Raw genomic sequence first — 24,106 nt, 5'->3', positions numbered from 1 at the left:
GTCAGGCCACCGCCCGAGACATCACGTACAGGCAATCACGTACGGTTGTCCGGTCTTCTTCAAGGGTTCGAATGTGTACACCGGGCACCTGTGGGTGCGAGTCGATGCGCGCCGGGGCGTGCAGGTAAACGTTCAGTGATCGCTCGCTGGTGGAGGCCTGCAGATGGCTTTCGCGGCCGATCAACGCGGTCAGCGCCGCATCGCTGTCGTTGCTGCCTACCGAACGCACCGAGGTCCAGCGCCCTTCCCGGGCCAGCAGCAACACACTGCGTACAGGCTCGGCGACGACGAACAGAAAATCCCCCGCGTCGAAGCTTTTATCGAAGTGATTGAACGCCGCCATCAGATACGGTTGCACCGAGCGCAGGCGCAGACCGCGAGCGCTGACCAGGGTACGCAGGCGTTCGAGCAAGTCTTGCGGCAGCGCGGTGGCAACCCGATCGTAACCGGCAGGCTCGGCCGACAACACCAGGCTCCAGGGTTGGGTTGGCGCGCCATACAGGTCTTCGAAGCACAGTTGGGCAAAGCCGAGCAACTCCGCCGGGCTGTTGATCTGGTCGCTCCAAGGCACCAGGCAAAAACGGCTGAAGTGCCCGGAGACCACCACGGTCAATTCCGCTTTGGCAGCGACGTGTTCGGCCAGCAAACGGTCGAGGGTGTCGAGGGCCACGGCCCAGGCCTGGAAGCCTTCGTCGATGTAGCCGACGCTGCCCAGCCAACGGGTGTCACTGCCCTGCCGCTGCCCGAGGCCAACACCGCTGGCGCCGAGCACGGCCACATATTGCTCACGAGATAAAAGTGACACGATTGATCTCCTCGAGAGTGGTCCGGCCTTTTTGCACCAGTTCCAGGGCTGACTCGCGCAGCAGGCGCAAGCCGCGTTTGCAGGCGTGGGCCTTGATTTTCGAAATCGGTTGGCGCTCGACGATCATTTGCCGCAGCTCGTCGTCCAGGTGCAGCAGTTCGGCAATCGCACTGCGCCCGCGGTAACCGGTGCCCCGGCAATGCCCGCAGCCCTTGCCGTGGACGAACTGGTAGTGGCCGACCTGTTGCGGGTCGAGGCCGGACGTTTCCAACTCTTCTTCAGTCGGCGCGTAAGGCGTGCTGCAGCTGGCGCAAACCAGGCGGATCAAGCGCTGGGCCAGCACGGCGTTGAGCGCCGAAACCAGGCTGTAGGGGTCGATTTCCATCTGGGTGAAACGGCCGATCACGTCGAACACGTTGTTGGCGTGAATGGTGGTGAACACCAGGTGCCCGGTGAGTGCCGACTGCACGGCGATCTGCGCGGTGTCGGGGTCACGGATTTCCCCGACCATGATCTTGTCCGGGTCGTGACGCAGAATCGAGCGCAGGCCGCGGGCGAAGGTCAGGCCTTTTTTCTCGTTAACGGGGATTTGCAGGACGCCCGGCAGCTGGTACTCGACCGGGTCTTCGATGGTGATGATCTTGTCCACGCCATGGTTGATCTCGGTGATCATCGCGTACAGCGTGGTGGTTTTGCCGCTACCGGTGGGACCGGTGACCAGCACCATGCCGTAGGGTTCTGCCGCCAGCCGGCGCAGCTGGCGCAGGGTGTCTTCTTCAAAGCCCAGGGCCTGCAATTGCACGCCGCTGACCTTGTCGGCCAGGTCCTGTTTGTCGAGCACCCGCAGCACCGCGTCTTCACCAAAAATGCTCGGCATGATCGACACCCGGAAGTCGATCTGCCGACCGCTGATGCCGATCTTGAAACGACCGTCCTGGGGCACGCGTTTTTCGCCGATGTCCAGTTCGGCCATGACCTTGACCCGGGAAATCACCTGTTCGGCAAACTCGCTGCCCTGGATCTTGCTGATGTTATTGAGCACGCCATCGATCCGGTACTTGATCACCAGGCCGCTGCCGGTGGTGCCGAGATGGATGTCGCTGGCGTGCATTTTCAACGCATCGTAGAGCGTCGAGTTGACCAGCTTGACCACCACGCTGGCGTCTTCGCTGATGCTGGTCAGGGACAGGCTTTGCAGGGTGTCGATTTCAGCACCGCCCTCGGCCTGGGCGTTAAGCGATTCCACCGCGTGGAAGCTTTCTTCGTGACGTGCCAGGTAAGCCTTGAGGTCGTCGGCATGCACCAGGTACAGCGGCGCGCCGTGCAGGCAGTCGTCGATCCAGGCCAGCCGCGCAGTATCGAAGGGGTCGGCAAACACACCGATGACCACGTCATCGTGACGCAGCAGGATGAATTCGCGCTTGAGGCATTGGGCCAGGGTGACCCGGTCGAACACCGGGGTGGACTGGAACAGGGCGTCGGTGTCGAGCACCGGGTAATGCAGGGTAGCGCCAAGGCACTCGATAAACGGCATGGGAGCGAGTTCACACAACTCGCCGAGGGCGCAGAGGACTCTTTCGCCGGAACTGGCCGCCAGGGTTCGGGCCTGGGCCAGTTGCTCACTGGTAAAACGCGTTGGTACAGATTCCAGTTGTGCCGGTTCTACGGCAAGGGATAGACGGTCCATGGCTTGCTCTCCAACGCCCGGGGCTTTGAGCCCTGTCGGCGCGGCGAGCAGTTTCGGTGGAAACCGGAACGTCTTGTCGCGCCACTACTCCCCGGTGAGCAATTGTTCGTCGTCTGGCGCCATGGAGGCCGATAAAATTCGTCGGCGATCTGCAAGCACCCAACTACCGTCGTACAACTGCAGCGGGAAACTCTCGGTCCTGCTCTGGCGTCGTTCGACAAAACCTTCGGAGGTGCTCACACCCGTTTGGGGTTCGCGCTGCCTGCCCAGAAGATCCAGTACTGCTCGGGCCAATTCCGCCAACGGAAACGGTTTGAACAGGATGTGGCTGACTCCCAGTTGCCGGGCCCGCTCGCAGACTTCTGCGGTTGGATGCCCTGTGATCAGCACAAAATGACACTTCCTGTTCTGGCGGACGGCGTCGAGTACCTGAAACCCTTCCATATCGGGCAAGCGGAAATCGAACACCATCACATCGGGTGCGAAATCGTCAGCTTCAGCGATTCCATGTGCACCGTCGTGAGCAATCCGGACGTCCAACTCTTGCGCCTGCAGGTAACCCTGAAGGTTTTCTGCAAGCAGTTGTTCGTCGTCGACAACCAGTACTTTGTTTAACAAGGTGGACTCCTTGAAACCGCAGGTCCGGGGTTTCCGAACCTGGCGAAGTGCGCGCCTTGAGAGGACTAACGCACACTTCATGCCAGGCTGAACGCCGGTAATTTTAAGTCTTCATGTCCTTGAATTTGCTGACAATGCCTTGTCATGCAGGAATACCGTCCCCCAAAGACGGGGAAGCGAGCGGAAGGGCATTGAAAATTTTTCCCCACTCTTGGGGAAAAGCCTATTCGTCGTCAATCCGTTCGATTCGATTGCTTGAACGCAGTTGCGCCAATACCTGTAAACGAGCCTGAACCTTTTGTTGTCGGGCAAGGTAAGCCCGAACCATGTCAAGTCCTTGCTCTTGTGTGACATCGGCTGCCTCCATGTGGTTCTCTACATAAATCAAATGCCAGCCAACCGGGGTGCGCACCGGCTCGCTGATGGCTCCAGGTTTCAGGGCAAATGCCGCTGTTTCGAATTCGGGGTACATGCGGCCCCGCGGAAAATAACCCAGGTCGCCACCTTCGCTCGCGGAGGCATCTTCGGAGCCGCTGCGGGCGACACTGGAAAAATCGGCGCCCGCTACAATCTTCGCACGCATTTCTACCAATCGTAGCCGTGCGGCTTCGTCAGTGGAAGCGTCTGTTCCGGGGGTTACCTTGATCAGGATATGCCGAGCCTTCACCTCTTCGGGTCGGCTCATTTCAGCGCGATGCTCCTGATAAAACGCCCGGACTTGTTTGTCATCGGGTTCGCTGACCTGGGTCAGCTCGGTAAACACCTGCCGGGCCGCCAGCTCGCGGCGGGTGTATTCGGAAAACCCGGCTTCGTCGAATCCGGCATCTTCCAGGCGCCGGGCGAACTTCTCGGCGCCACCCAATGCCTGACGGGTTTGCTCGACCTGTTCCTGTACATCGGCATCGCTGATGACCACGCCACGCTTGACCGCTTCCTGCCAAAGCAATTCCCGGTCGATCAAGGCGTCCAGCGCCGCCTTGCGCAATTGGTTGTAGGCCTTGGGGTTGCGGATGCTGCCCACGGCCCGGCCCTGATCTTCCAGGTACTCGGCAAAATAGCGCTCCAGACGCAACTGGGAAATTTCCTCGCCGTTGACCCGCGCCACGGCCGGACCATTGCTGCACCACGCCACAGGCATCCACAGTGTCAGCAGAACCAGCAAAGTCTTGAGTGTCATGATCGGCCTCCGGTCAGGGTGTGGTGGTAACGGGTTTGTAGGGAGCAACGAGAAAAAAACGCTGGTCGGGTAGATCCACGGTGACGATATGGGCGCCTCGCAAACCCAGGCGTCGGCCCGGGCCAAAGCTGATCAGCGGTGTGAGTCCGGTATCGAAGTCGTGCAGGCCTTCCAGGGCATTGACCAGTTTCTCGCGGCTGGCGTCGCGGCCGGCCTGCTTCATGCCTTCGCTGAACAGCATCATCGAACTGAAGGCGCCGACCTGCAGCACTGCGTGCTGGCCGCCGAGGCCCTGGTGCTCTCGCAACTGGGTCAGCGCCATGCGCCCGGCCAGGGTCCAGTCGCTGGGGACGAACGGATAGGCGAGAAACACCCGTCGGGAAAAACCGCTGGGCACCTGGAACAGATCCCCCGCCACCTGGTTCGATGCCGCGAACAGATAGGGCACCTGCCCCGCTGTCTGCAACCGTGCGGCCAGGCGACTGAAGCCATTGCTGCTGCCCAGGTAAAACACCGAACGCGAACCGAGTGGCAATTCATCCTGTGCCGGGTCGAAGGCTTGCAGGTGTACTTTCTGCCAGGCGTTGTCTTGCAGATACTGGCTCAGGTTCTGCGCCGCGAGCCGTTGTCCGGGCTCGTCGGGATAGGCGATCAGTGTTGGCCCCTGGAGCACTTTCAAGCTGGCCGTGGCGTAATCGGCCAGAGCGATCAGTTGTTCACGCAGCCCTGGCAAGGGTTCGAAAATTTGCGGGCTGGTCAGGGTCAGTCCCTGCAAGGACAGCGGCCCGATCAAGGGAATACCGGCCTGTTCCAGACGCGTGGAGAGGTCTGTGTCCAGCGCCGGCGCCAGCGGTGCGATCAAGGCGAAAACCTGCTCCTGTTCAATCAGCCGGTCCAGGGCCTGTTCGGCGCTGGCGCGGTCGGCGCCCGGGTCGAGGATGGTCAGGCGCAATTGCCGGCCATGAATCCCGCCCGCCTGATTGATCCGCGCCACACAGCCCTTGAGCACCGCCGCGACCGTGGCGCCCTCCTCGCTCAAAGGTCCCGAGGCCGGTAACAACGTGCCCAGGTGCAGGCTGTCAGGCGTCAATCCGGGATCGCGATCATCGGCCAGGCGCTTGAGATAGGCCGTCAGATTGCGCTGATCGTTCATCGACAACACGAAGCGTGGCATCGTCGGGTCCAGCCGATTGTTGCCGGGGTCGCGTCCTTCCTGCACCGCTCGCGCCAGGGTGTTGTCGGTGTAGGCCGGGTAGCTGCGGCCATTGATTTGCTGCTGGCCATAGGTGCTGGCAAGTCGCGACCAGCTCAACTCCGGTGGCCGTACCCCGCCCTCGGGGCGCCCGAGGCCATCGGCACCATGACAGTTGGCACACGGCAGGCTGGTGGCCGGCAGCACCATGCCGGCCGCACCGACCCGCGCCATGATCGATTCACCGCTGGCCGAAACGCCTTCGCGGTACAACCGTTTACCGGCGCTTTCGCTGGGTGTCAGCGGCAGCGCCTGGGCGGTCAGGCTGAGACCGCCAAGGAGGAGCATGCCAAGAATGAGGGCAGTTTTCATGACCCGGGCTCAGCGTTCGACAACAGGCATTGTCAGCAACTGCAAGCGCTGGGCAATGGCGGCGGCCGGGGCATCTGGCCGAATCTTGCTCCAGCGTTTGTTCGCCACGTCACCGACGATCAATTGCGTGGAGTGCTGCTCGGGGGTCGGCACGATCTGGCCGATACGGCCCAATACAAGGTCCATTTGTGCCTTGTCGCCGGTTAGAAAAAGCCAGTGGGGGCCATCGACGCCCTGCTTCAAGGTGTAAGCCTTGAGTACCGCCGGAGTGTCCCGCAGCGGATCACTGGTAAGGGAAATAAAGGTGATGCCATCAGCCTTGTCGCCCAGCACTTCACGCACTTCCTTGAGCTTGCGGGTAATCAGTGGGCAAGCATCGTTGCAACTGGTGAAAATCACGTTCAGCAGCACCACGCGGTTTTGCAATGCATCGCTGTAGAAGCGCAGCGTGTTGCCGTTCTGGTCCTGCAAGGGTGTGTCGGTAAACCAGGTTTTCGCATCACGGGTGCCCGTGGCCGGTTGCGCGGCAGCCACCGCAGGCGTTGCAGCAGGCGCAGCTTGCTCGTGATCTTCGTGGGCCATGGCCACCGCACTGAACGCCCAGAAACACGCACCCATTACCATCCATTCGAGGGATTTCATTGTTGTTGCTCCATGGCGATGGCCGTGTGTTTGGCGTGGGTGTTGCGTTCACCGCTGAGTTTTTCCACCTCGCGGGCCAGTACGGCCGGGTCGGTGAAGCCGTAGTAACGGGTCCAGTGACGGCTGTTGCCATCGCCCACCAGAATCAGCGGCGAATGATTTTTGAAGTCGCCGCTGTAGGCGCCCAGTCCCTTGAGGGTGGCGGTGACCGATTGCGGCGAACCGGTCAGCCAGCTCCAGCCCGGGCCTTTCTGGAACGCCTGTGCATAGTCGTTCAGGCGTTTGGGGTCATCACGCTGCGGATCGATGCTGATCGACACCAGCTGCACTTCGGTGCCCACCCGCGCCCCCAGTTGTTGCTGCACCTTGCCCATGATCGAGGACACCACCGGGCACACCGTCGTGCAACTGGTGTAAATGAAGCCCATGACCACGATCTTGTTGCTTACCAGGTCTTTTTCCAGGCTCACCGCCTTGCCGCTCTGGTCCACCAGTGCGACGTCGGCGAATTTTATCTGGGCCTTTTCCGAACTGGCGCTCTTGGCGGCCATATCGTGTCCGGCATGTTCATCCGCCGAATGGGCCAGTGCCTGGCCGATGCCAATGGCCAACAGGCAGAACGTCAGCAGGCTGCGATGTGCGAATCGGTTCATGTCAGTTTCCTCTAGTGGGCATCGCCGGGCAGGACCCGAACGCTGGCAAACGTCTTGTCATCGAAGCTCGCGCCGAGGGACGCTGCACGCACGTGCAGGTACCAGGCGCCGTTCTGGTCGAGGGTGAGCGGGGCTTCATACACACCGTCGGCGACTTCCAGGGCCGCGACTTCCTGCGGCCGGGAGGTCGGGGCGCGGAAGTAGCGCACCTGCACATCCTTGACCCCACTGCGCTGCACCTTCTGCTTGCCCTGGACGATGCGGAAACGCACCACGTAAGGACTGCCGATGGCGGCGGTGGACTTGTCGAGCATGAATTCCACTTTCGGCACGCCGCGATGCTGGTCGAGATTCTTGTCAGCCTCTACCACCGTGCTGAAGCAGTGGATGATGTTCGGTTGATTGAGCAGGAAGGCCACGTCGAAACGCCCCGCCACCGGCAACTTGATGCGCGAGCTGTAGAGCCCCGGCTCGATTTCGCGCAGGCTGCGGTCAATCACCATGGCTGCCCGCGCCACTTGCCCGCGATTGGGGTAACCGGACATCGGCGCGTTCATGCCTTCGGCATAGAAGTAAGTGGTGTTGTCCACCGGGTTGACCACGAACACCGCGTTGTCGTCCCGCGACACCGCAAGGCTCGAGGCCAGCGGCAGATCACCCGCCAGGCGTGGCGGCTGTGGCCCGGCTTCGAAGCCCTGGATGATCGGCGTGCGGCCTTCGCCCAGGGACGACAGGTTGATCATCGTGACCTTCGGCGAAGCCAGGCCGCGAACGTAGGCATAGGCCTTGGTGAACACCACTTGATAAGGCTCGGCGGACACGTCCAGCTCATGGATCAGCGAATCGGTCGAGGTGTCGATCACCGACGCCTGGTTCTCCAGTGTGTTGAGCACCACACCAAAACGACCGTCGGCGCTGAAGCCCATCGGGCCAAGTCCCTGCTTCATCTTGATCACCCGGCGCACCGACTGGCTGTTGCCGTCGACCACGGTCACGGTGCCGTCCTTGCCATCCGCCACATACGCGGCTCCGGACAATGGCGAGTACATCACCGACAACGGGTGCGAGCCGGTCTTGAGCTGTTTGCTGATGGTCAGGCTGGCGATGTCGACGATGCTGAGTGTGCCGTCGTCGCGATTGGTGACAAAGGCAAACCGGCTGTCTTTGCTGAAAGCGATTTCATGGTGGCCGACGCCGGTGGCCAGGTGCTTGAGGGTTTTGAGGCTGCGGGTGTCGATCACCGTGACCCCGGATTCTTCGGCGGACATGGCATTGTTGCCGACCCACAGCAAACGCTCGTCCGGTTGCAGCGCCACACGCACGGGATTGCTGCCGGCGGCCAGCGATTCGATCAGCTTGAACTGCTCACTGTCGAGCACCGCCACTTCACCCGCGGTGGGCATCGACACGAACACGCGTTTGTTGTCCTTGGGCGTGACCCAGTCCATCGGCGGCTGCTTGAGGTCGATCCGCGTCATGGTGCTGGTGATGCCGCCTACAGACACCGAGGGGTCGACCACCGAGACACTGGCGTCGCGGTTCATCACCATCAGGAAATAGCTGTTGAGGTCGAGCAACGGCCGCGCGCCGATGCTGGATTTGAGGAACACGCCGACCCGCGCCTTGCAGCTCTGGTCGCGGCCCTGGGCCTGGTCGGCGGCGACGGTTTCCGGGTCCACCCAGGCGCCGGGGGCGACGCCTGACAAGGGTTGGCCGGAAGCCTTGTCTGTCACGCGAAATTGCACGTCGGCGAAACCGCCTTCGCGCAGTACACCGTCCTCGGCCAGCGGTTTCACCTCGAGCGCCACTGACACGCCGTCACGCTCCAGTGTCTGGCCACTCCAGGTGTTGGGCAACGCCACTTCGTCGAGCAGGGTCGCTGGCGCGGTCCGCCACACGCCGAACCAGATCAGCGCCACACCGACGATCAGCGCGCTACCGGCGATTTTGATGGTCCTGTTCATCAACTTTCTCCACGTCAGATCCATGTCTGTCTTGCTGCCCCACCTGTAGGAGCAAGCCTGTTCGCGATAGCGTCTTGCGCTTCACCCCATGAGTGCGAGGTGACGTCATCGCGAGCAGGTTCGCTCCTGCAGGGGAGGTGCAACTCCCCTTCCATGTCGCCTAGGGTGCTGGTGCCGGCTCAGGCTCGTTGGTTACCCGCAACAGTCCCCACAACCCGGAGGTGTTGCCATAGGCGCCGTAATCGCGGAACAGGTAGTCGCCCGGTATCGCGTTGACACCGCCAGCGCTTGGCATCATGAAACTGAAGTGCGCTGCCGGCAGGACGCTTTCGTGGGCGCCGATGTACATCGACATCGGGTTGTAGCCGAACTTCACCGAACCCACGCCCGGGGTGGACATCGGATAACCACCGGTGTCGCTCTTCTCCGACAGGAACGGGTTGGTCGACCAGACGTGCCCGTCCAGCTGGAAGGTCGTGCCGCGACTGCCGCCGGTAGGCATCAGTATGTGTGTGCGGAACGGCTGCCCCGGTTTGGCGTACAGCACCGGTGTTTGCGGATCGCCCCCCACCAACGCGTTGCTGTAGGCCATGTGCGCGTTCGCCATGTCGGCGTAGCCTGCGCCGTCGGCATGACCGAACGGTGCATCCGGAGCCAGGCCGAAGCGATACCACATCGGTTCGGTCTTGTAGTTGATGGCCATGCTGGAGTTGTCCTGCGGATCGGTCGGCACGCCGAACCCTTCCGCGGCAATCCCTTCCACCGGCCGCCCGTTGGCCCAGCGCATGTTCAAGGCTTTCTGCCAGACCATCGCAAAGTCGCGGTAGGTGGTTTGCCCCGGTGCGGTGACCGTTGCATTGACCTTGCGCGTATCTTCGACCCAGGTGGCGCCGATCGGCAGAACGCTCATCGCCGCAGCCATGCCTTTTTGCGACTGCTTGATCACGTCGGCCGGGGTGAAATTCAACCCGCCGAATTCCACCGCCGTGGCGTTGATGTTGTCGACGCTGCGACCCAGTTGGGTGATCGGTTTGCCTTCACGCTCCAGGTGCCCGGCGTAGTACTGATAGGTACGGGTCGGGTACGCACCGCTGCTGCCGACACGCGGTGGCACGGTCTGGGTCGGGTTGGCGCCGACGTTGGTGCCGTCGGATTTGGTGATGTCGTACGCCAGCAATTGCGCGTGCAGACCCACATGGCTCGATGGCCGCATCAAGTTGTTGCTGAAGGTGGTCGAACCGGTCCCACTGTTGCGGTCGCGTTTGACCATGCCTTGCATCACAGCGGTCTGGGTCAGGTCCGGCATGACAGTCGGCAGACGGTTTTCCAGGGTGATGTTGATGCAGTCACCGGCTGCTGCACGCAGCACCAGCGGTTCGACAGGCACACCAGGCTTGAGCTTGCCGGTGCTCGGGTCGAGGTCGGCCTTGCGTACATACAGGATCGCTGTCGGGTCATGCAACGGCCCGCTTTGTCCGCCGATCGTGATGGTTTCACCGTCCTCAGGGTCGGTCACGGTGACCTGTGGAATGCTCACCGTCCGCGAGTTGAACACCAGGGTGCCGCCCGCCGGATTCAGCGGACCGCCCACGTGTTGCCCAAGCCCGGCCGAATCGCCGATGGACAGGCCCAACGGATTGCTGAGGATGTCGTTGGCCAGTGCCGCCACCACTTCATAGTTGCGCTGCGGGGTCGGCCGGGTGCCGATACCATTGGGGTTGGCGCCGATCCGTGGGCAGGAACCCTCAAACGCCACGGTGTTGCGCATGCCCGCCGGTTTCGCGTTATTGGGCAGCGCGAACAGGTCGTTGCGTTGCGCGGTGTAGTTGCGCATCACACCCCAGATCCCGCTCCAGTAACCTTCAATGGAAGCGTCCATCGAGTACAGGTAGTCACCCGTGGTTGCCGCCGAGCTGGACAGCATCGAGACCGGCGCAATGAAGCCCATCTGTTCGGAGATCCCGATCATTTGCGACGCGCGCCAGCCGGAGTTGGAGCTGTTGCCGAAACCGGAACCGCTCTGCAACCATTTCACGCCGTGCAGGGTGACGTTGTGCTCCTCTTCGTGACCGCCGGCATGCACCCGTAGCCGTACGTTGTCACCGGTGTAGGTGCGCAGCATCGGCGTGAACGGGTCACCCGGTTCTGCACCGCCCTTGTTGATGTGCGGCGGGAACAGCGTGGTGCCGCCGGTTGGCCCGGTGGCTGAAGTCAGCAGGTTCGGCGCCAGGTTCATCGCCGCGATTGCACGGTCGGTACGACTTTGCATGGCATACGCCAGGTCGCCGCCGAGGCCGTCGGCCTGCATGCCGCGCTTGCCGTCCGGGCCGACCTTGTTCGGATCGTAGACCCGCAGGGCCAGCGGTTCGTTGCGGTAATTGACTACGAACATACCTGGGTCATCCACCGAGATTGCCTGTGGGCATGGCCGGGTCGGGCAACCGGGAACCATCCCGCCCTGCACTTCGAGAACACCTTCCAGCAGGTTACTGGCGTTGTTGCGCACCGGCGGGTTGATGGCGTAACGGAAGCTGTCCGCGGTGGCCGGGAACGATTGTGGGTTCGGCACGCCGTTGGGACCTGCGCCTACGTACACACCGGCTTCATAGGCGTGCTGGAAGTCGCTGTACTCGAGGAAGAACTCACGGAAGCTGTCGTTCTTGCCGTCGCCGTCCAGGTCACCGGTAGAAATCACCGCTTGCCATGAAGTCGGCCCGCCGTCCTGCCGCGCGCCGCTGTACAACGGCTCGCCGGTTTCGGCGTGGAACCAGGTGGAACCGGCAGGCTCGGCCAGCACGGTGGCGTACAGGCCAATCTGTTGGTGGGTCGATGGGCCGAGGTGGTCGTGGGTGAAAATGGTCCCCAGGCCACGGTCGACACCCTTGGCGTTGACCACGGGGTCAACGAACCAGCGCTGCATTGCCGTGCGCGCACCGACCCAGTCGGCCCGGCCGTATTGGCCGAAGAACGGGTGGTTCTTGGCTTTCGGGCACGCCGGCGTGTCGTCACGCGGATCGGTCTGCTGGCACTGGTTGAACTGGCGAATGGCGTGGATGCGTTCCTGCACGGCGCCCGGGGAAAGCACACCATCCTCGTAGTTCCAGCCGTTGGAAGAACCATCCGCTGACACCAGGTCCCATTTGGGCAGGTGAATGTGCTGACCGATCACGTCGGTCGGCGTGCGCACCTGATAGTCGTCCATTTCATAGGTGGCCGGCACCAGGTTGGTTTGCTGGTATTGCACGCAGTCGAAGGTGTTCATGCGCATCACCAGAGGCTCTGGCGGACGCTGCTTGGTGATCACCGGCCAGGCGTCTTCCCACAGCGCCAGGATGCGCGCTTGCGGGAAGTGGTAGCCGACTTTGTTGTACACCGCGTCGAACTGAATATTCGCCGCCTTGTAGATGCGCGGGCGGTCGGCGGTGAAGGTCGAGGCACCGATGAACGACATGCCGTCGATCCGCTCGCCACTGGCGAACTCGCCGGTGCCGGCACCGGCGGTCAGGCGTTTTTGCCGGTCATCCATGCAGGGTTCGTAGTAAGGGGCTCCCGCCATCGGCAGGGCACCGTTAGTGCGAAAATTTCGCGCGACGATCTGGTTGCCCGGTAGCAAGGCGAAGCTGGCGTGTTCCTTCTTGGCGTGGAAGGCCATGGCTGCCTGTTCCACTTCAGTGCCCTCTTCGGGCAGGTAGATCGGTTTGGCGCGGGTCACTTCCTTGGAGAAATCCAGCGAAGTGGTCACGGTGTGCGCCTCGCCACCGGCAGACACGCCGTCCAGGGTATGACGCCCCAGACCGCCGTCCCAGCCGCCGGACTGGTTCGGATCAAGATTGGCCCACAGCGCCTTGCCGCTGTTCTTCAAGGCCTGCGCCTTGGCCGCGTCCAGCATGTCCAGCGGTGGGGTCGGAGGGCGCTGACCGACCGAACTTTCCATGCCGCCGATCCAGAAGGGATAGCCAGGGTTTTTCAGGCTGCCATCGGCATTGCGGTTGGCTTCGCTGCGATCGACCAGGGCCAGCGAACCAATGGCCTGTGCGCCACCGCTACCGCCATGGTGTTCGCCGTCGTCATCGTCTTCTTCATCGTCATCATCATGAGCGGCCACCAGGGTCTCGCCGATTTTCGGCACCACGGCCACTTTGCCTGGCATCGGTGCCATGGCTTTACCAGGCAACGGAACTACCGCTGGAATCGGCGTGCCGGCGACGATTTCACCGTCGGGCAAGGCCCGTGCGCCCGACGCTGGTTTACCGCTGCGCAGAGCATAGGGTTCGTTGTGAAAACCGTCTTCGCCCTGCTGGGACACTTCGAGTCTGGTGCCTTCTTCAAACACATCATGCACCCGCCACATGGCCCACATGCCTTGGGCGAAGTGCGGATAGAAGTGGCAGTGATAAATCGCATCGCCCGCGACCCGGTTGCGGTTGCCCGAACCGCCATTGGCGATTTCATAGGTGTAGCCGGCGCCCGGCCCAATGCCCTGGGCATCCACATAATCGGAGTTGTCATCGTTCGGGTTGAACAGCCACTGATGGCCGTGCAAGTGAAAGATGTGCTGCTCGTGGCCGTTATGGGTGTTGCGGAATTTGACGAAGTCGCCGATGTAGCTGTGGTTGACGTTGGACGGTTCCGACGGATACAGCGCCATGGTTGCCTTGACGCCAATCTGGTCGGCACGTGGCGTCTCGCCGGGGGTGATGCCTTCGAGGCCGGCGTTGGCCGGTACGTCCACCAGCATCGCCACGTCACCGACGGTGTGGGAGCTGAGGAAAAACTCTTCGTAGGCGCAGGACAGGCAATCGTGCATCGGACCTACGCCCAAACGGTTGGCGACCACCTCGGCGCCCATGCCGCCGGAGCCGTAGTTGATCATGAACGAATCGCGAGTCGGCTCCAGCACGTGAGCCATTACCGGGTCGGCCCAGTAAGCAGGAAAGGCTTGAGTCGCTGCGGTTTCATCCTGGAACTGCGAGGCAAAATCGCGAAACGGCTCCAGCCGGTTAGGGATCGCCGGGTTGCGTTTGCCCACGGCTTCCAGTGGATACGTCGATGGCGGGAAGCTGCCGTCGGCGTTGCTGCCCATGACAATGGCGTCGCTTTCACTGGAAATGATTTCGTTGCCATCGACCATGTTAATGATCGGCGTACCGGCCTTGCCTTCGCGGATCCACGGCTCACGCTGCGGGTAGCGCGCCTGGTAATCGACGATCGGCTGACCGGCCGGCGTACGGCCGCTGCTGGCCAGACGCATCTCTTCTTCGGTCACGGTGTTGCGGTAGGTGCGCCCGCCCTTGGGCAGTACCACCACTTGACCGAACAAACCGTTGGCCACGTTCCCGGCCGCGCCTTCACCGCCGAAGGTTGCGCCGCGGCTGCTGGCGGCAAATGCGCCCTCGCGCTCGGCGTACAACGTATAGGAGCGAGTGGAGCCAGGCGGGATCAAGCTGTTGGCATTGCGCCCGGTAAACGACGAGATGTCGTCAATGCTGTTGACCGCTTGCATGCCATTGACCTGGAAACCGACATGGCGATCGGCGACTTGTTCGTCGACCTTGAATTGATCGGTGTTGCCAGCCGCAGCGCCCTCTTCCTCCTCTTCCTCGCCCTCTTGCTCAAACCCATCGTGGGAACCCGGGTTGGCTTGATAAGCCAGCAGGTTTTGCAGATTGATGGTCAGGCAATCACCGGCGGCAACGCGCAGCACCAGCGGACGCGGGCGCTTGTCGGGCCGCAGCGAAACCTTGCCCGGCACCGCAGAGCCACCTTGGGCGAGCGAGACGTCATGGTCATCGACCACATCGCGACGCAGGGCGAACATCATGCCGTTGACGTTTTGCGCGCCCAGGCGGTTGAACATCAGCGGCTGATCGAGCGCCACGACGTTGGCCACCAGGTTGCGCTCACAGCGTGCAGCGGCTTCAGCCACTTCGATACCGAGCACCGAAGCGGTCAATAACAGCCACTGAAGGATGGATGGGTTATGGAATATGCCGGTCATGATCACGGGCCTCACTGTGGGAGCTCACAGGGAATGGTTCTTGATAAACCCCTAGAGCAATCTGCATGCCATAAATAATTTTGTTATTTTTCAGCAGGTTGCGATTACCACTTCACACGCCGGGGGATATTCCCCACTTATTCCCCACTTTTTCGCCGGGGCCACCATGCCCCAACGTTGGGGAAACTCAGCCCGGCGTCGTCACTCACAACGGAGCGTCCGCCGACAACCCCTGCAAACGCCGGTACTGGTTCAACACACTGGGCACATAACGCTGGGTTTCAGCGAACGGCGGGACCACGTTGCCGCGGCTGAGCACCGCTTGCGGTCCGGCGTTGTAGGCGGCCACGGCGAGACGGATATCGTTGTCGAACATCGTCATCAGGCGCTTGAGATAGCGAGCCCCCCCCTGGATGTTGGCCTTGGGGTCGTAGACGTTGGTCACGCCCATCTCGCGGGCAGTGTCGGGCATCAGTTGCATCAACCCGCCCGCGCCCTTGGGTGATGTGGCTCGGGTGTTGTAGCTGGATTCGGTCTTGATCACCGCGTGCAGCAGCGCCGCCGGCAGTTCGTTGGCCGTGGCCGCCGCCGATACCAGCTCGGCGTAGGGTTGCGAGGCGATCATCTGCGGCTGCTGGTCGAGGCTGACCACGGCTGCAGAGGGCTCCTGAATCACCCGTTCATAGTGGCGTCCGGGGCGGTGGACATTGGACAGGACATAGCTGCCCTTGGCGTCCACCGAAACGAATACATCGGCTTGTGCGGTACCGGTCAGCATGAGCAGACCGAGCAGTCCCGTCGTGATTGATTTCATTGTTATGCCTCCCCTTCCCGGCCCCTGAAAATGGGTCTTATGCCCCAATGGCCGGTAGTGAAACAGGCATACGCAAGCACTGTGCCGTAATCGAAAAGGCCCGTAGTACGGGCCTTTCAGACTGATGACGGGACGTGTGCATGGCAATTGCATACATCTATATGACGAACCTTCTGCCGACTGTGTGAGGTCATCATGAATCAGCGTCTGTGTTTCGCCCCGCGTGTCCAACGCGGGTTCACCCTGCTCGAACTGTTGGTGGTGCTGGTGGTGCTGGGGCTATTGGCCGGTCTCGTCGCGCCGAAGTATTTCGCCCAATTGGGCCGCTCCGAAGTGAAAGTGGCCAAGGCGCAAATCGAAGGTCTGGGCAAAGCCCTGGACCTTTATCGCCTGGAGGTTGGCCATTACCCGTCGTCCGAACAGGGCTTGCAGGCACTGGTCAGCGCTCCCAGTGACGAACCGCGCTGGACCGGCCCGTACCTGCAGAAAAAACTGCCGCAGGACCCTTGGGGCCGCAACTACACCTATCGCTATCCCGGTGAAAACGGCGAATACGATCTGCTGTCCATGGGCAAGGACGGGCAGCCCGGCGGCGAAGGCGAGAACGCCGAAGTCACCAGTTGGCAATGACAAGGAATGGCAACCATGCGCTTTCATCTCAAAGCCGTCGGCAAGGCCGGTGTCGTTTCCATGACCGTCGAAGCACCGGGTCACAGCGAGGCCCGGCGCATTGTCGAGGACCAGGGCCTGCGGGTCGTCAGCCTGCACGCCGAGCGACATTGGCGGGCCCTGCGCCTGCAAAAGCGCGAGACCTTCAACCTGGTGTTGTTCAGCCAGGAATTGACCACATTGCTCAACGCGGGACTGCCGTTGATCGATGCGCTGGAAAGTCTGGCGGAAAAGGAAAGCGCGCCACAAGCCCGCAAAACCTTGAGTGAGCTGGTGCGCCTGCTTTACGAAGGCAAATCGTTTTCCCAGGCGTTGGGCCAGTTGTCGGCGGTGTTCCCCCCGCTTTACGTTGCACTGGTACAGTCCAGTGAGAAGACCGGTGCCGTGGGCGACGCCCTGGGCCGATATGTCAGCTATCGACAGCGCATGGACGAGGTTCGCCAGAAGATCGTCAGCGCTTCGATCTACCCCATGCTGTTGCTGGTGGTAGGAGGTGGTGTGGTTTTGTTTTTGATGGGGTATGTCGTACCCCGCTTCAGCCTGGTGTTCGAAGGGCTGGGGTCGAACCTGCCATGGTTGTCACAAGTCCTGATGAGCAGCGGCATGTTCCTGCACGCCCACCAGGGCGAATTCTTCGGTGGCTTGCTGGCCATCATCGTCACCCTGGTCCTGGTCCAGCGCCAGCCATCCTTTCGCCGTGGCCTGGACCGACTGATCGAAAAACTCCCCGCCGTGCACCAGCGCATCTTCATGTATGAACTGGCACGGTTTTACCGTTCACTGGGGATTCTGCTGCAAGGCGGCATCCCCCTCGTCACCGCCATGGGCATGGTGCGTAACCTGCTCACCGTGGCCTCCCGTGTGCGCCTGGATCAGGCTTGCGAACGGGTGCGCGAAGGGCAATCGCTGTCCGCGGCGCTGGAGCTCAATCACCTTGTGACCCCCGTTTCCCTGCGCCTGCTGCGCGCCGGCGAACAGTCCGGCAACCTCGGGCAGATGATGGAGCGCAGTGCCGACTTCTACGATGAAGAAATCAGCCGCTGGATCGAATGGTTCGTGCGGTTGTTCGAACCTCTGCTCATGACATTCATCGGGCTGTTGATCGGGGTGATCGTAATTCTGATGTATATCCCGATTTTCGAACTAGCCTCCAGTATTCACTGACCCCTTGGAACAGGGTCGACCTGCATTTGGCAATGCTCATCGACGTTGCAATCCGAACAACAAGACGGAGAACGACATGCACATCAATAAGCTTTTACTTGCAGTAGCGATTGGCGCAGTTCTGTCGGCGTCTACCGTAATGATTCCGGACAGTTTGTCCGGGGTGTCCAGCGCTCAAGCCAAGGATGGAGGCGGAGGTGGCAGTGGAGGTGGCGGTGGTGGCGGCGGTGGTAGTGGTGGAGGCGGCGGAAGTGGCGGTGGCGGCGGCAGTCACGGCGGAAGCGGCAGTGGTGGTGGCGGCGGCAGTCACGGCGGAAGCGGCAGTGGTGGTGGCGGAAACAGTGGCAGTGGTGGCAACAGCGGCAGCGGCCACAGCGGCGACCATGGCAGCAACAGCGGCTCCGGTCACAGCGGCGACCATGGCAGCAACAGCGGCTCCGGCAGCAGCAACAGTGGCTCGAGCCACTCTGGAAGTGTGTCGTCCTCCGGACGCAGCGGCACCCACGCCGAGCCCGGTGATGATCACGGTGTTCACGCAAACGGTGAGGTGGGCGATGATCGCGGCGTTCACGCAAACGGCGAGGTAGGTGATGATCGCGGCGTTCACGCAAACGGCGAGGTAGGCGATGATCGCGGCGTTCACGCAAACGGCGAGGTAGGTGATGATCGCGGCGTTCACGCAAACGGCGAGGTAGGCGATGATCGCGGCGTTCACGCAAACGGCGAGGTAGGTGATGATCGCGGCGTTCATGTCGGCGGGGAACCGGGCGATGACAAAAGGAGCTGACCGCTCCTAACTCCAGTAACCCTACCCCTGTAGGAGCGAGCCTGCTCGCGATGGCGGAATGTCAGACAACATCAATGTTGAATGACAATTAGCCATCGCGAGCAGGCTCGCGCCTGCAGGGGGCAATGTGAGTCAGATAATCAGCCGCCTCACACGCCACCCTCAACCCGATCCAGCCGCTCACGCAAAAACTCGATCAAGGCCTGCACCGGCCGCGAACTCTGTCGGTGTTGCGGGTAGACCGCCGATAAGGTCAACGGCTCGGGCCGCCAATCGTCCAGCACCGACACCAGCCTGCCCTCTTTCAACGCCGAACCGACAATGAACGTCGGCAAACAGGTGATCCCCAGCCCAGCCATCGCCGCATCCTTGAGCAGCTCACCATTATTGACGCGCATCCTCCCGGTCACGTTAACCGTCATTGGCTTACCCTGCCCCGCAAAGCGCCATTGCACCTGTCGACCGTGGCCGTAAGGCAGGCAGTCATGCGTGTGCAAATCATCCGGTTTGAGCGGTGTACCACGTTCGGCCAGATAGGCCGGACTCGCGCAGTACACCCGTTGAATCGAAGCAATGCGCCGGGCAATCAGCGTCGAGTCTTCGAGCGTGCCGATGCGCAACGCCAGGTCATAGCCCTCCCCCAATAAATCCACGGGGCGATCACTCAAATCGACTTCCACCGTTACGTCACGATAGCGCTGCAAAAATACCGGCAGCAGGCATCCGAGATGCGCCAGAGCAAACGAAAGCGGCGCGCTTACCCGAATGGTGCCGCGCGGCTCGGTGGTCTGGCCGGCGATACCTTGCTCCACTTGCTCGACTTCGCCCAGCAAACGCAAGGCCGATTCGTAGTAGCTGTGTCCCAGCGGCGTAACGTCCAGACGCCGCGTCGAGCGATTGAGCAACCGCACACCCAACCGCTCTTCCAGTTGCATCAGGCGTCGACTGACGAATTGCTTGGACAGGCCCAATTGATCAGCCGCGGCGGTAAAGCTGCCAGCGTCCATGACCTGGCAAAAAATTCGCATGTCTTCGAAAGGGTTCATTGTCACGTCCTGGTTGACAGATGAGCACTTTATAGCGGTTTTCCCCCTGCCACGACACCGACTAAAACATCTAAGCCAGCAGAAGATCTCGCATGTACTCCCAAGCCTGCAGGCGCTGGCTTGCCAGCGAAGGCGGTGCACCTGATACACCGCACCGCCTGTTTCGCCAGCAAGCCGGCTCCTACGGATCTTCATGTATCCGCGCAGCTTACTTGGCCGTGAACTTCGTGTAGCTGTTGATCAGGTTGCGATAGTTCGGCAGACGTTCCGACAGCAGGTTGGCCAGGCCTTCCATGTCGTTGCGCCAGTCGCCTTGCAGCTCGCAAGCCACGGCGAACCAGTTCATCAACTGGGCACCGGCGGCCGACATGCGCGCCCAGGCCGCTTGTTGCACGGTAGTGTTGAAGGTGCCGGATGCGTCGGTCACTACAAACACGTCAAAGCCTTCGGCAATTGCCGACAGGGTTGGGAATGCCACGCAGACGTCGGTCACGACACCGGCAATGATCAGTTGCTTGCGACCGGTGGCCTTGATCGCTTTGACGAAGTCTTCGTTGTCCCAGGCGTTGATCTGGCCCGGGCGCGCAATGAACGGCGCGTCCGGAAACTGGGCCTTCAGCTCCGGCACGATGGGGCCGTTCGGACCGCTGTCGAAACTGGTGGTGAGGATGGTCGGCAGTTTGAAGAACTTGGCGATGTCTCCGAGGGCCAGCACGTTGTTCTTGAATTCATTGGGCGAAAAATCCTGTACCAGCGAGATCAGGCCCGTCTGGTGGTCGACCAACAGCACAACGGCATCGTCTTTGTTCAGGCGTTTGTACGGTACGTTGCTCATGGAAAACTCCTGGATGGATGGTTATTGCTGGCGGTGCTGGCGGTGATCGTCAGCACCTCTTTGAATGCTTCAGAAAGCAAAGCACGAACAGCCGAAAGCGCCCCAGAACCCGACAAAATCACTGACCGGTGCATTCGACAGGCGTGCCCGTTCATGACTGTGGGAGTGCACCACGCACGGGCCGCTGCAATGGTGAACCTGAGCCTGCATCGGCGAGGCCGGGCGCCAGTGGCCCGGCACTTTGACCACCGGCGACCAGTCCGGCAGCACCGGCACGCTGGACGGCCCGAGCTTTTCGAAGTCACCGGCGCCATACACCACCTTGCCGCCGACCACGGTCAAGACGGACTCAATCCACTTGATCGCTTCTTCATCGACGCTGAAAAAGTCCGCGCTGAGCGCAGCGACGTCAGCCAATTGCCCGACCTTGATCTGGCCCTTCTTGCCTTGCTCGGACGAGAACCAGGCGCTGCCGTGGGTGAACAGTTCCAATGCCGTCAGGCGTGACAGGCCCTCGGCGTGCAACTCCATGCCACCGACGGTGCGACCGCTGACCATCCAGTACAGCGAAGTCCATGGGTTGTAGCTCGACACCCGCGTCGCATCCGTGCCCGCGCCCACCGGCACGCCCTCGGCGAGCATGCGCTTGATCGGCGGAGTGGCTTCGGCTGCTTTCGCACCATAACGCTCGACGAAATATTCGCCTTGAAATGCCATGCGATCCTGAATCGCAATGCCGCCGCCGAGCGCCCTCACCCGCTCGATGTTCTGCGGGGTGATGGTCTCTGCGTGATCGAAAAACCACGGCAAACCGTTGAACGGGATGTCGCGATTGACCTTCTCGAATACGTCGAGCATGCGGCTGATGGATTCGTTGTAGGTGGCGTGTAAACGGAACGGCCAGCGCTGCTCGACGAGATGTCGCACCACCGGCTCCAGTTCCGCTTCCATGGATGGTGGCAGGTCCGGGCGCGGCTCAAGGAAGTCTTCGAAATCCGCCGCCGAAAACACCAGCATTTCCCCGGCGCCGTTGTGCCGGAGGTAGTCATCACCCTGGTGAAGCGACACGCTGCTGGTCCAGTTTTTGAAGTCGGTCAGCTCTTCCCGGGGTTTCTGGGTGAACAGGTTGTAGGCGATGCGCACGGTCAGTTGCTCATCCCTGGCCAACTGCTCGATCACCTGGTAATCGTCCGGATAGTTCTGAAATCCACCGCCGGCGTCGATGGCGCTGGTCAGGCCCAGGCGATTGAGTTCACGCATGAACTGGCGAGTCGAGTTGACCTGATATTCCAGCGGCAGTTTTGGTCCTTTCGCCAAGGTCGAATACAGGATCATCGCGTTCGGCCGCGCCACCAGCATGCCGGTCGGCTCGCCATTGGCGTCGCGCACAATCTCGCCCCCCGGCGGGTTCGGCGTGTCGCGCGTATACCCGGCTACCCGCAACGCCGCACGGTTGAGCAAGGCGCGGTCGTACAAATGCAGCACAAACACGGGGGTGTCCGGCGCGGCTTGATTGAGCTCTGCCAACGTCGGCATGCGCTTCTCGGCAAACTGGAATTCGTTCCAGCCACCGACCACCCGCACCCATTGCGGTGTCGGCGTGCGGTCCGCCTGATCCTTGAGCATGCGCAACGCATCGGCCAACGAAGGCACGCCCTCCCAACGCAATTCGAGGTTGTAGTTCAAACCGCCACGGATGAGGTGCAGGTGCGAGTCGTTCAGCCCGGGAATCACACAGCGGCCCTTCAAGTCGATGACTTGCGTATTTGAGCCGCGCAGGGCCATGGCCTCGGCATCGCTGCCCACCGCGACGAAACGACCGTCGCTGATCGCCACGGCACTGGCGAGCGGGTTCTCGCGGTCGACGGTGTGGAAGTGGCCATTGAACAGAATCAGATCGGCGTTCATCACGGTTCCTCCTTGGGCAAAGTGGATTCGGACAACCAGGACGCGAACAGGCGCGTCGCCAACGGCATGAAGACGTACACCACCGACAGCACGATGGTCAGCGTGATCAGGAACGTCGCCACCACATAGTTTGAAAGCAAGGTGTTAACCCGCAGCAGCGGCCCCCAGATCAGCGGCACCAGCAAGGTGTGCGGCAGGATCACCAACAGCGTCACGACTGCCTGCTTCCAGCGCGGCGGCGGTACTCCGGCGTCAGCCTGCGGGGCAAACCAGAACTCGTTGACCGGATTGATTTCGGTCTGGTCGCCATCGGCGAGCATCGGCGCGGCTTCGTCGACCAGTTTCTGCCGTTGCGGCGAATCGAGCCAACCCTGCATGGCCTCGGTGGAGCAAAAGCGTAGCACGCAAGTATAAGTGTCGAGGCCAGCGCGCTTGCCGCGCACGACATCGACACCCAGATGCCCGACATTCTGCCCGGCGACTTTGACAATGTTTCGCAGCCACGCTTCGTAAGGCACTTCAAAACCGGCCTTGACCCGGTGCTTGACGATCAGGGTCACGACCTCATCAGCTCCCGGGCGGGTCGGCTCGAGTCGATTGGAATCAGGCATTTCGCAAGGCTCCGACGAATTGGATATTCAGAATGCCGGTGCGACGGGAGAAAAAATTGAATGTACGTGCTCTTTTCAGCGGTGCCTGGCCGACGGCTTTTGGCTGCTACGAAATATCCAGAGAAGCAGACATGAACTGACCAATGCGCGACCGCAACCACCGCTCCGCCGGATCATTGTCATGCACCCCGCTCCAGGCCATCGACAACTGCGCCGCCTCAATTGCAAACGGCGGATCCTCAGCTCGCAACCCACATCCCTCGACCAAAGCACACGCTGCGTAATCCGGCACCGTCGCGATCATCTCGGTCCCGGCAAGCAACGCCCGCAACCCACTGAACTGCGGCACCCCCAGCACCACGCGACGACTACGCCCGACCTTGGCCAGATCCAGATCGATGTTGCCGCTCAGGTCACCGGAAAACGACACCATCGCATGGGGGCGCTCACAGTACTCATCCAGCGTCAGCGGCCCAGGCCGGGTATCGCCACGCAAAACCTTGCACGTAATATCGCGCAGCTTCTTGCGCTTGGCATTGGCCGGCAGATCCGTGGTGTAGCTCACGCCCACCGAAATCTCCCCCGACGCCAGCAACGCCGGCATCAACAGATAATTGGCCCGGCGCACGATCACGACAATCCCCGGCGCCTCTTCCTGCAACTGGCGCAACAACGACGGAAACAAACCGAACTCCGCGTCGTCCGACAGCCCGATGCGGAACACATCGCAACTGGTCGCCGGATCAAATTCCCTGGCCCGGCTGACCGCTCCGGAAATAGTGTCCATCGCCGGTTGCAGTTCCTTGAGAATTGCCAGCGCCCGCGCGGTCGGCTCCATGCCACGACCGTTGCGCAACAACAACGGATCGTCGAACAGATCACGCAAACGTCCCAGCGCGGCACTCACCGCCGGCTGCCCCATGAACAGTTTTTCCGCGACGCGGGTCAGGTTCTTTTCGAACATCAGCGCTTCGAAAATCACCAGCAGGTTCATGTCGACGCGACGCAGATCGTTACGGTTCATGGGCACGGATTCCTAGTATGTTCGGGCCAGGTGCGAGGAGGTTCGATTGTGTCTGACTTTACTCAAGACATCTCGCGATGGCAGCGCAATTAACAACGATTAACTCGCAAGCCAGAGCCTTCGGGTCCAAAAATGAAAGT

General features: G+C 61.5%; 18 protein-coding genes. 2 read left to right on the top strand and 16 right to left on the bottom strand.

The annotated features are described in order from the left end of the window. Position 1: 1 nt before the first annotated feature. The 10 genes from AD668_RS10520 to AD668_RS10475 form a co-directional block, all read right to left on the bottom strand. Positions 2-805, bottom strand: a complete 804-nt coding sequence (locus AD668_RS10520; protein ID WP_053158080.1) for a hypothetical protein — start codon at positions 803-805, stop codon at positions 2-4. Next, positions 786-2,492, bottom strand: coding sequence for a GspE/PulE family protein (locus AD668_RS10515; RefSeq protein ID WP_053158076.1), 1,707 nt, complete (start codon positions 2,490-2,492; stop codon positions 786-788). The genes AD668_RS10520 and AD668_RS10515 overlap by 20 nt, the downstream gene beginning before the upstream one ends. An 84-nt stretch (positions 2,493-2,576) precedes the next feature. Then, positions 2,577-3,110: a response regulator gene (locus AD668_RS10510; RefSeq protein WP_053158073.1), complete on the bottom strand. Its 534-nt coding sequence runs from the start codon at positions 3,108-3,110 to the stop codon at positions 2,577-2,579. 223 nt (positions 3,111-3,333) lie between these two features. Continuing rightward, a complete protein-coding gene (locus tag AD668_RS10505) occupies positions 3,334-4,287 on the bottom strand; it encodes a peptidylprolyl isomerase (RefSeq protein WP_053158069.1) in 954 nt (317 codons plus the stop codon). A gap of 13 nt (positions 4,288-4,300) precedes the next feature. Continuing rightward, on the bottom strand, positions 4,301-5,851 hold the full coding sequence (locus tag AD668_RS10500; protein ID WP_053158066.1) for an ABC transporter substrate-binding protein: 1,551 nt from the start codon (positions 5,849-5,851) through the stop codon (positions 4,301-4,303). A 9-nt stretch (positions 5,852-5,860) separates the two neighbouring features. Continuing rightward, entirely contained in the window at positions 5,861-6,493 is a 633-nt protein-coding gene (locus AD668_RS10495; protein ID WP_053158064.1) for an SCO family protein, read from the bottom strand. Further along, positions 6,490-7,146: an SCO family protein gene (locus AD668_RS10490; RefSeq protein WP_053158061.1), complete on the bottom strand. Its 657-nt coding sequence runs from the start codon at positions 7,144-7,146 to the stop codon at positions 6,490-6,492. Before AD668_RS10490 ends, AD668_RS10495 begins: the two co-directional genes overlap by 4 nt. Positions 7,147-7,157: 11 nt before the next feature. Continuing rightward, on the bottom strand, positions 7,158-9,110 hold the full coding sequence (locus tag AD668_RS10485) for a YncE family protein (protein WP_053158058.1): 1,953 nt from the start codon (positions 9,108-9,110) through the stop codon (positions 7,158-7,160). A gap of 160 nt (positions 9,111-9,270) precedes the next feature. Next, a complete protein-coding gene (gene mnxG, locus AD668_RS10480) occupies positions 9,271-15,108 on the bottom strand; it encodes a manganese-oxidizing multicopper oxidase MnxG (RefSeq protein WP_053158056.1) in 5,838 nt (1,945 codons plus the stop codon). A 205-nt stretch (positions 15,109-15,313) separates the two neighbouring features. Next, positions 15,314-15,922 carry a lytic transglycosylase domain-containing protein gene (locus tag AD668_RS10475; protein ID WP_053158054.1) on the bottom strand — a complete coding sequence of 203 codons (609 nt, stop codon included), beginning with the start codon at positions 15,920-15,922 and terminating at the stop codon, positions 15,314-15,316. A 195-nt stretch (positions 15,923-16,117) separates the two neighbouring features. On the opposite strand from AD668_RS10475, the gene gspG reads away from it, so the two are divergent. Continuing rightward, on the top strand, positions 16,118-16,552 hold the full coding sequence (gspG, locus tag AD668_RS10470) for a type II secretion system major pseudopilin GspG (RefSeq protein WP_053158052.1): 435 nt from the start codon (positions 16,118-16,120) through the stop codon (positions 16,550-16,552). A 15-nt stretch (positions 16,553-16,567) separates the two neighbouring features. Next, complete coding sequence (locus AD668_RS10465) at positions 16,568-17,755, top strand: type II secretion system F family protein (RefSeq protein WP_053158050.1); 1,188 nt, start codon at positions 16,568-16,570, stop codon at positions 17,753-17,755. 94 nt (positions 17,756-17,849) lie between these two features. On the opposite strand, the gene AD668_RS30320 is transcribed toward AD668_RS10465, so the two are convergent. The 6 genes from AD668_RS30320 to AD668_RS10435 all read right to left on the bottom strand — a co-directional run bounded on the left by AD668_RS30320 (position 17,850) and on the right by AD668_RS10435 (position 23,966). After that, positions 17,850-18,506, bottom strand: coding sequence for a hypothetical protein (locus tag AD668_RS30320; RefSeq protein ID WP_371259784.1), 657 nt, complete (start codon positions 18,504-18,506; stop codon positions 17,850-17,852). Between the two features lie 185 nt (positions 18,507-18,691). Further along, the gene (locus AD668_RS10455; protein WP_053158048.1) at positions 18,692-19,588 is read right to left on the bottom strand and encodes a LysR family transcriptional regulator; all 897 of its coding nucleotides are present in this window, start codon (positions 19,586-19,588) and stop codon (positions 18,692-18,694) included. Positions 19,589-19,796: 208 nt separating this feature from the next. After that, positions 19,797-20,423, bottom strand: coding sequence for an isochorismate family cysteine hydrolase YcaC (gene ycaC / locus AD668_RS10450; protein WP_053158046.1), 627 nt, complete (start codon positions 20,421-20,423; stop codon positions 19,797-19,799). A gap of 69 nt (positions 20,424-20,492) precedes the next feature. Continuing rightward, complete coding sequence (locus tag AD668_RS10445) at positions 20,493-22,331, bottom strand: amidohydrolase (RefSeq protein WP_053158043.1); 1,839 nt, start codon at positions 22,329-22,331, stop codon at positions 20,493-20,495. Further along, entirely contained in the window at positions 22,331-22,942 is a 612-nt protein-coding gene (locus tag AD668_RS10440; protein WP_053158041.1) for an antibiotic biosynthesis monooxygenase, read from the bottom strand. The genes AD668_RS10445 and AD668_RS10440 overlap by 1 nt, the downstream gene beginning before the upstream one ends. A 106-nt stretch (positions 22,943-23,048) precedes the next feature. Beyond that, entirely contained in the window at positions 23,049-23,966 is a 918-nt protein-coding gene (locus AD668_RS10435; RefSeq protein WP_053158039.1) for a LysR family transcriptional regulator, read from the bottom strand. Positions 23,967-24,106: the final 140 nt, after the last annotated feature.

The sequence above is a fragment of the Pseudomonas sp. P1.8 genome, from assembly GCF_001269805.1.
In the GTDB taxonomy this organism is placed as follows: Bacteria; Pseudomonadota; Gammaproteobacteria; order Pseudomonadales; family Pseudomonadaceae; genus Aquipseudomonas.
Note: the sequence above shows the minus strand (reverse complement) of the source record. Positions and strands in the feature narration are given on the sequence as shown.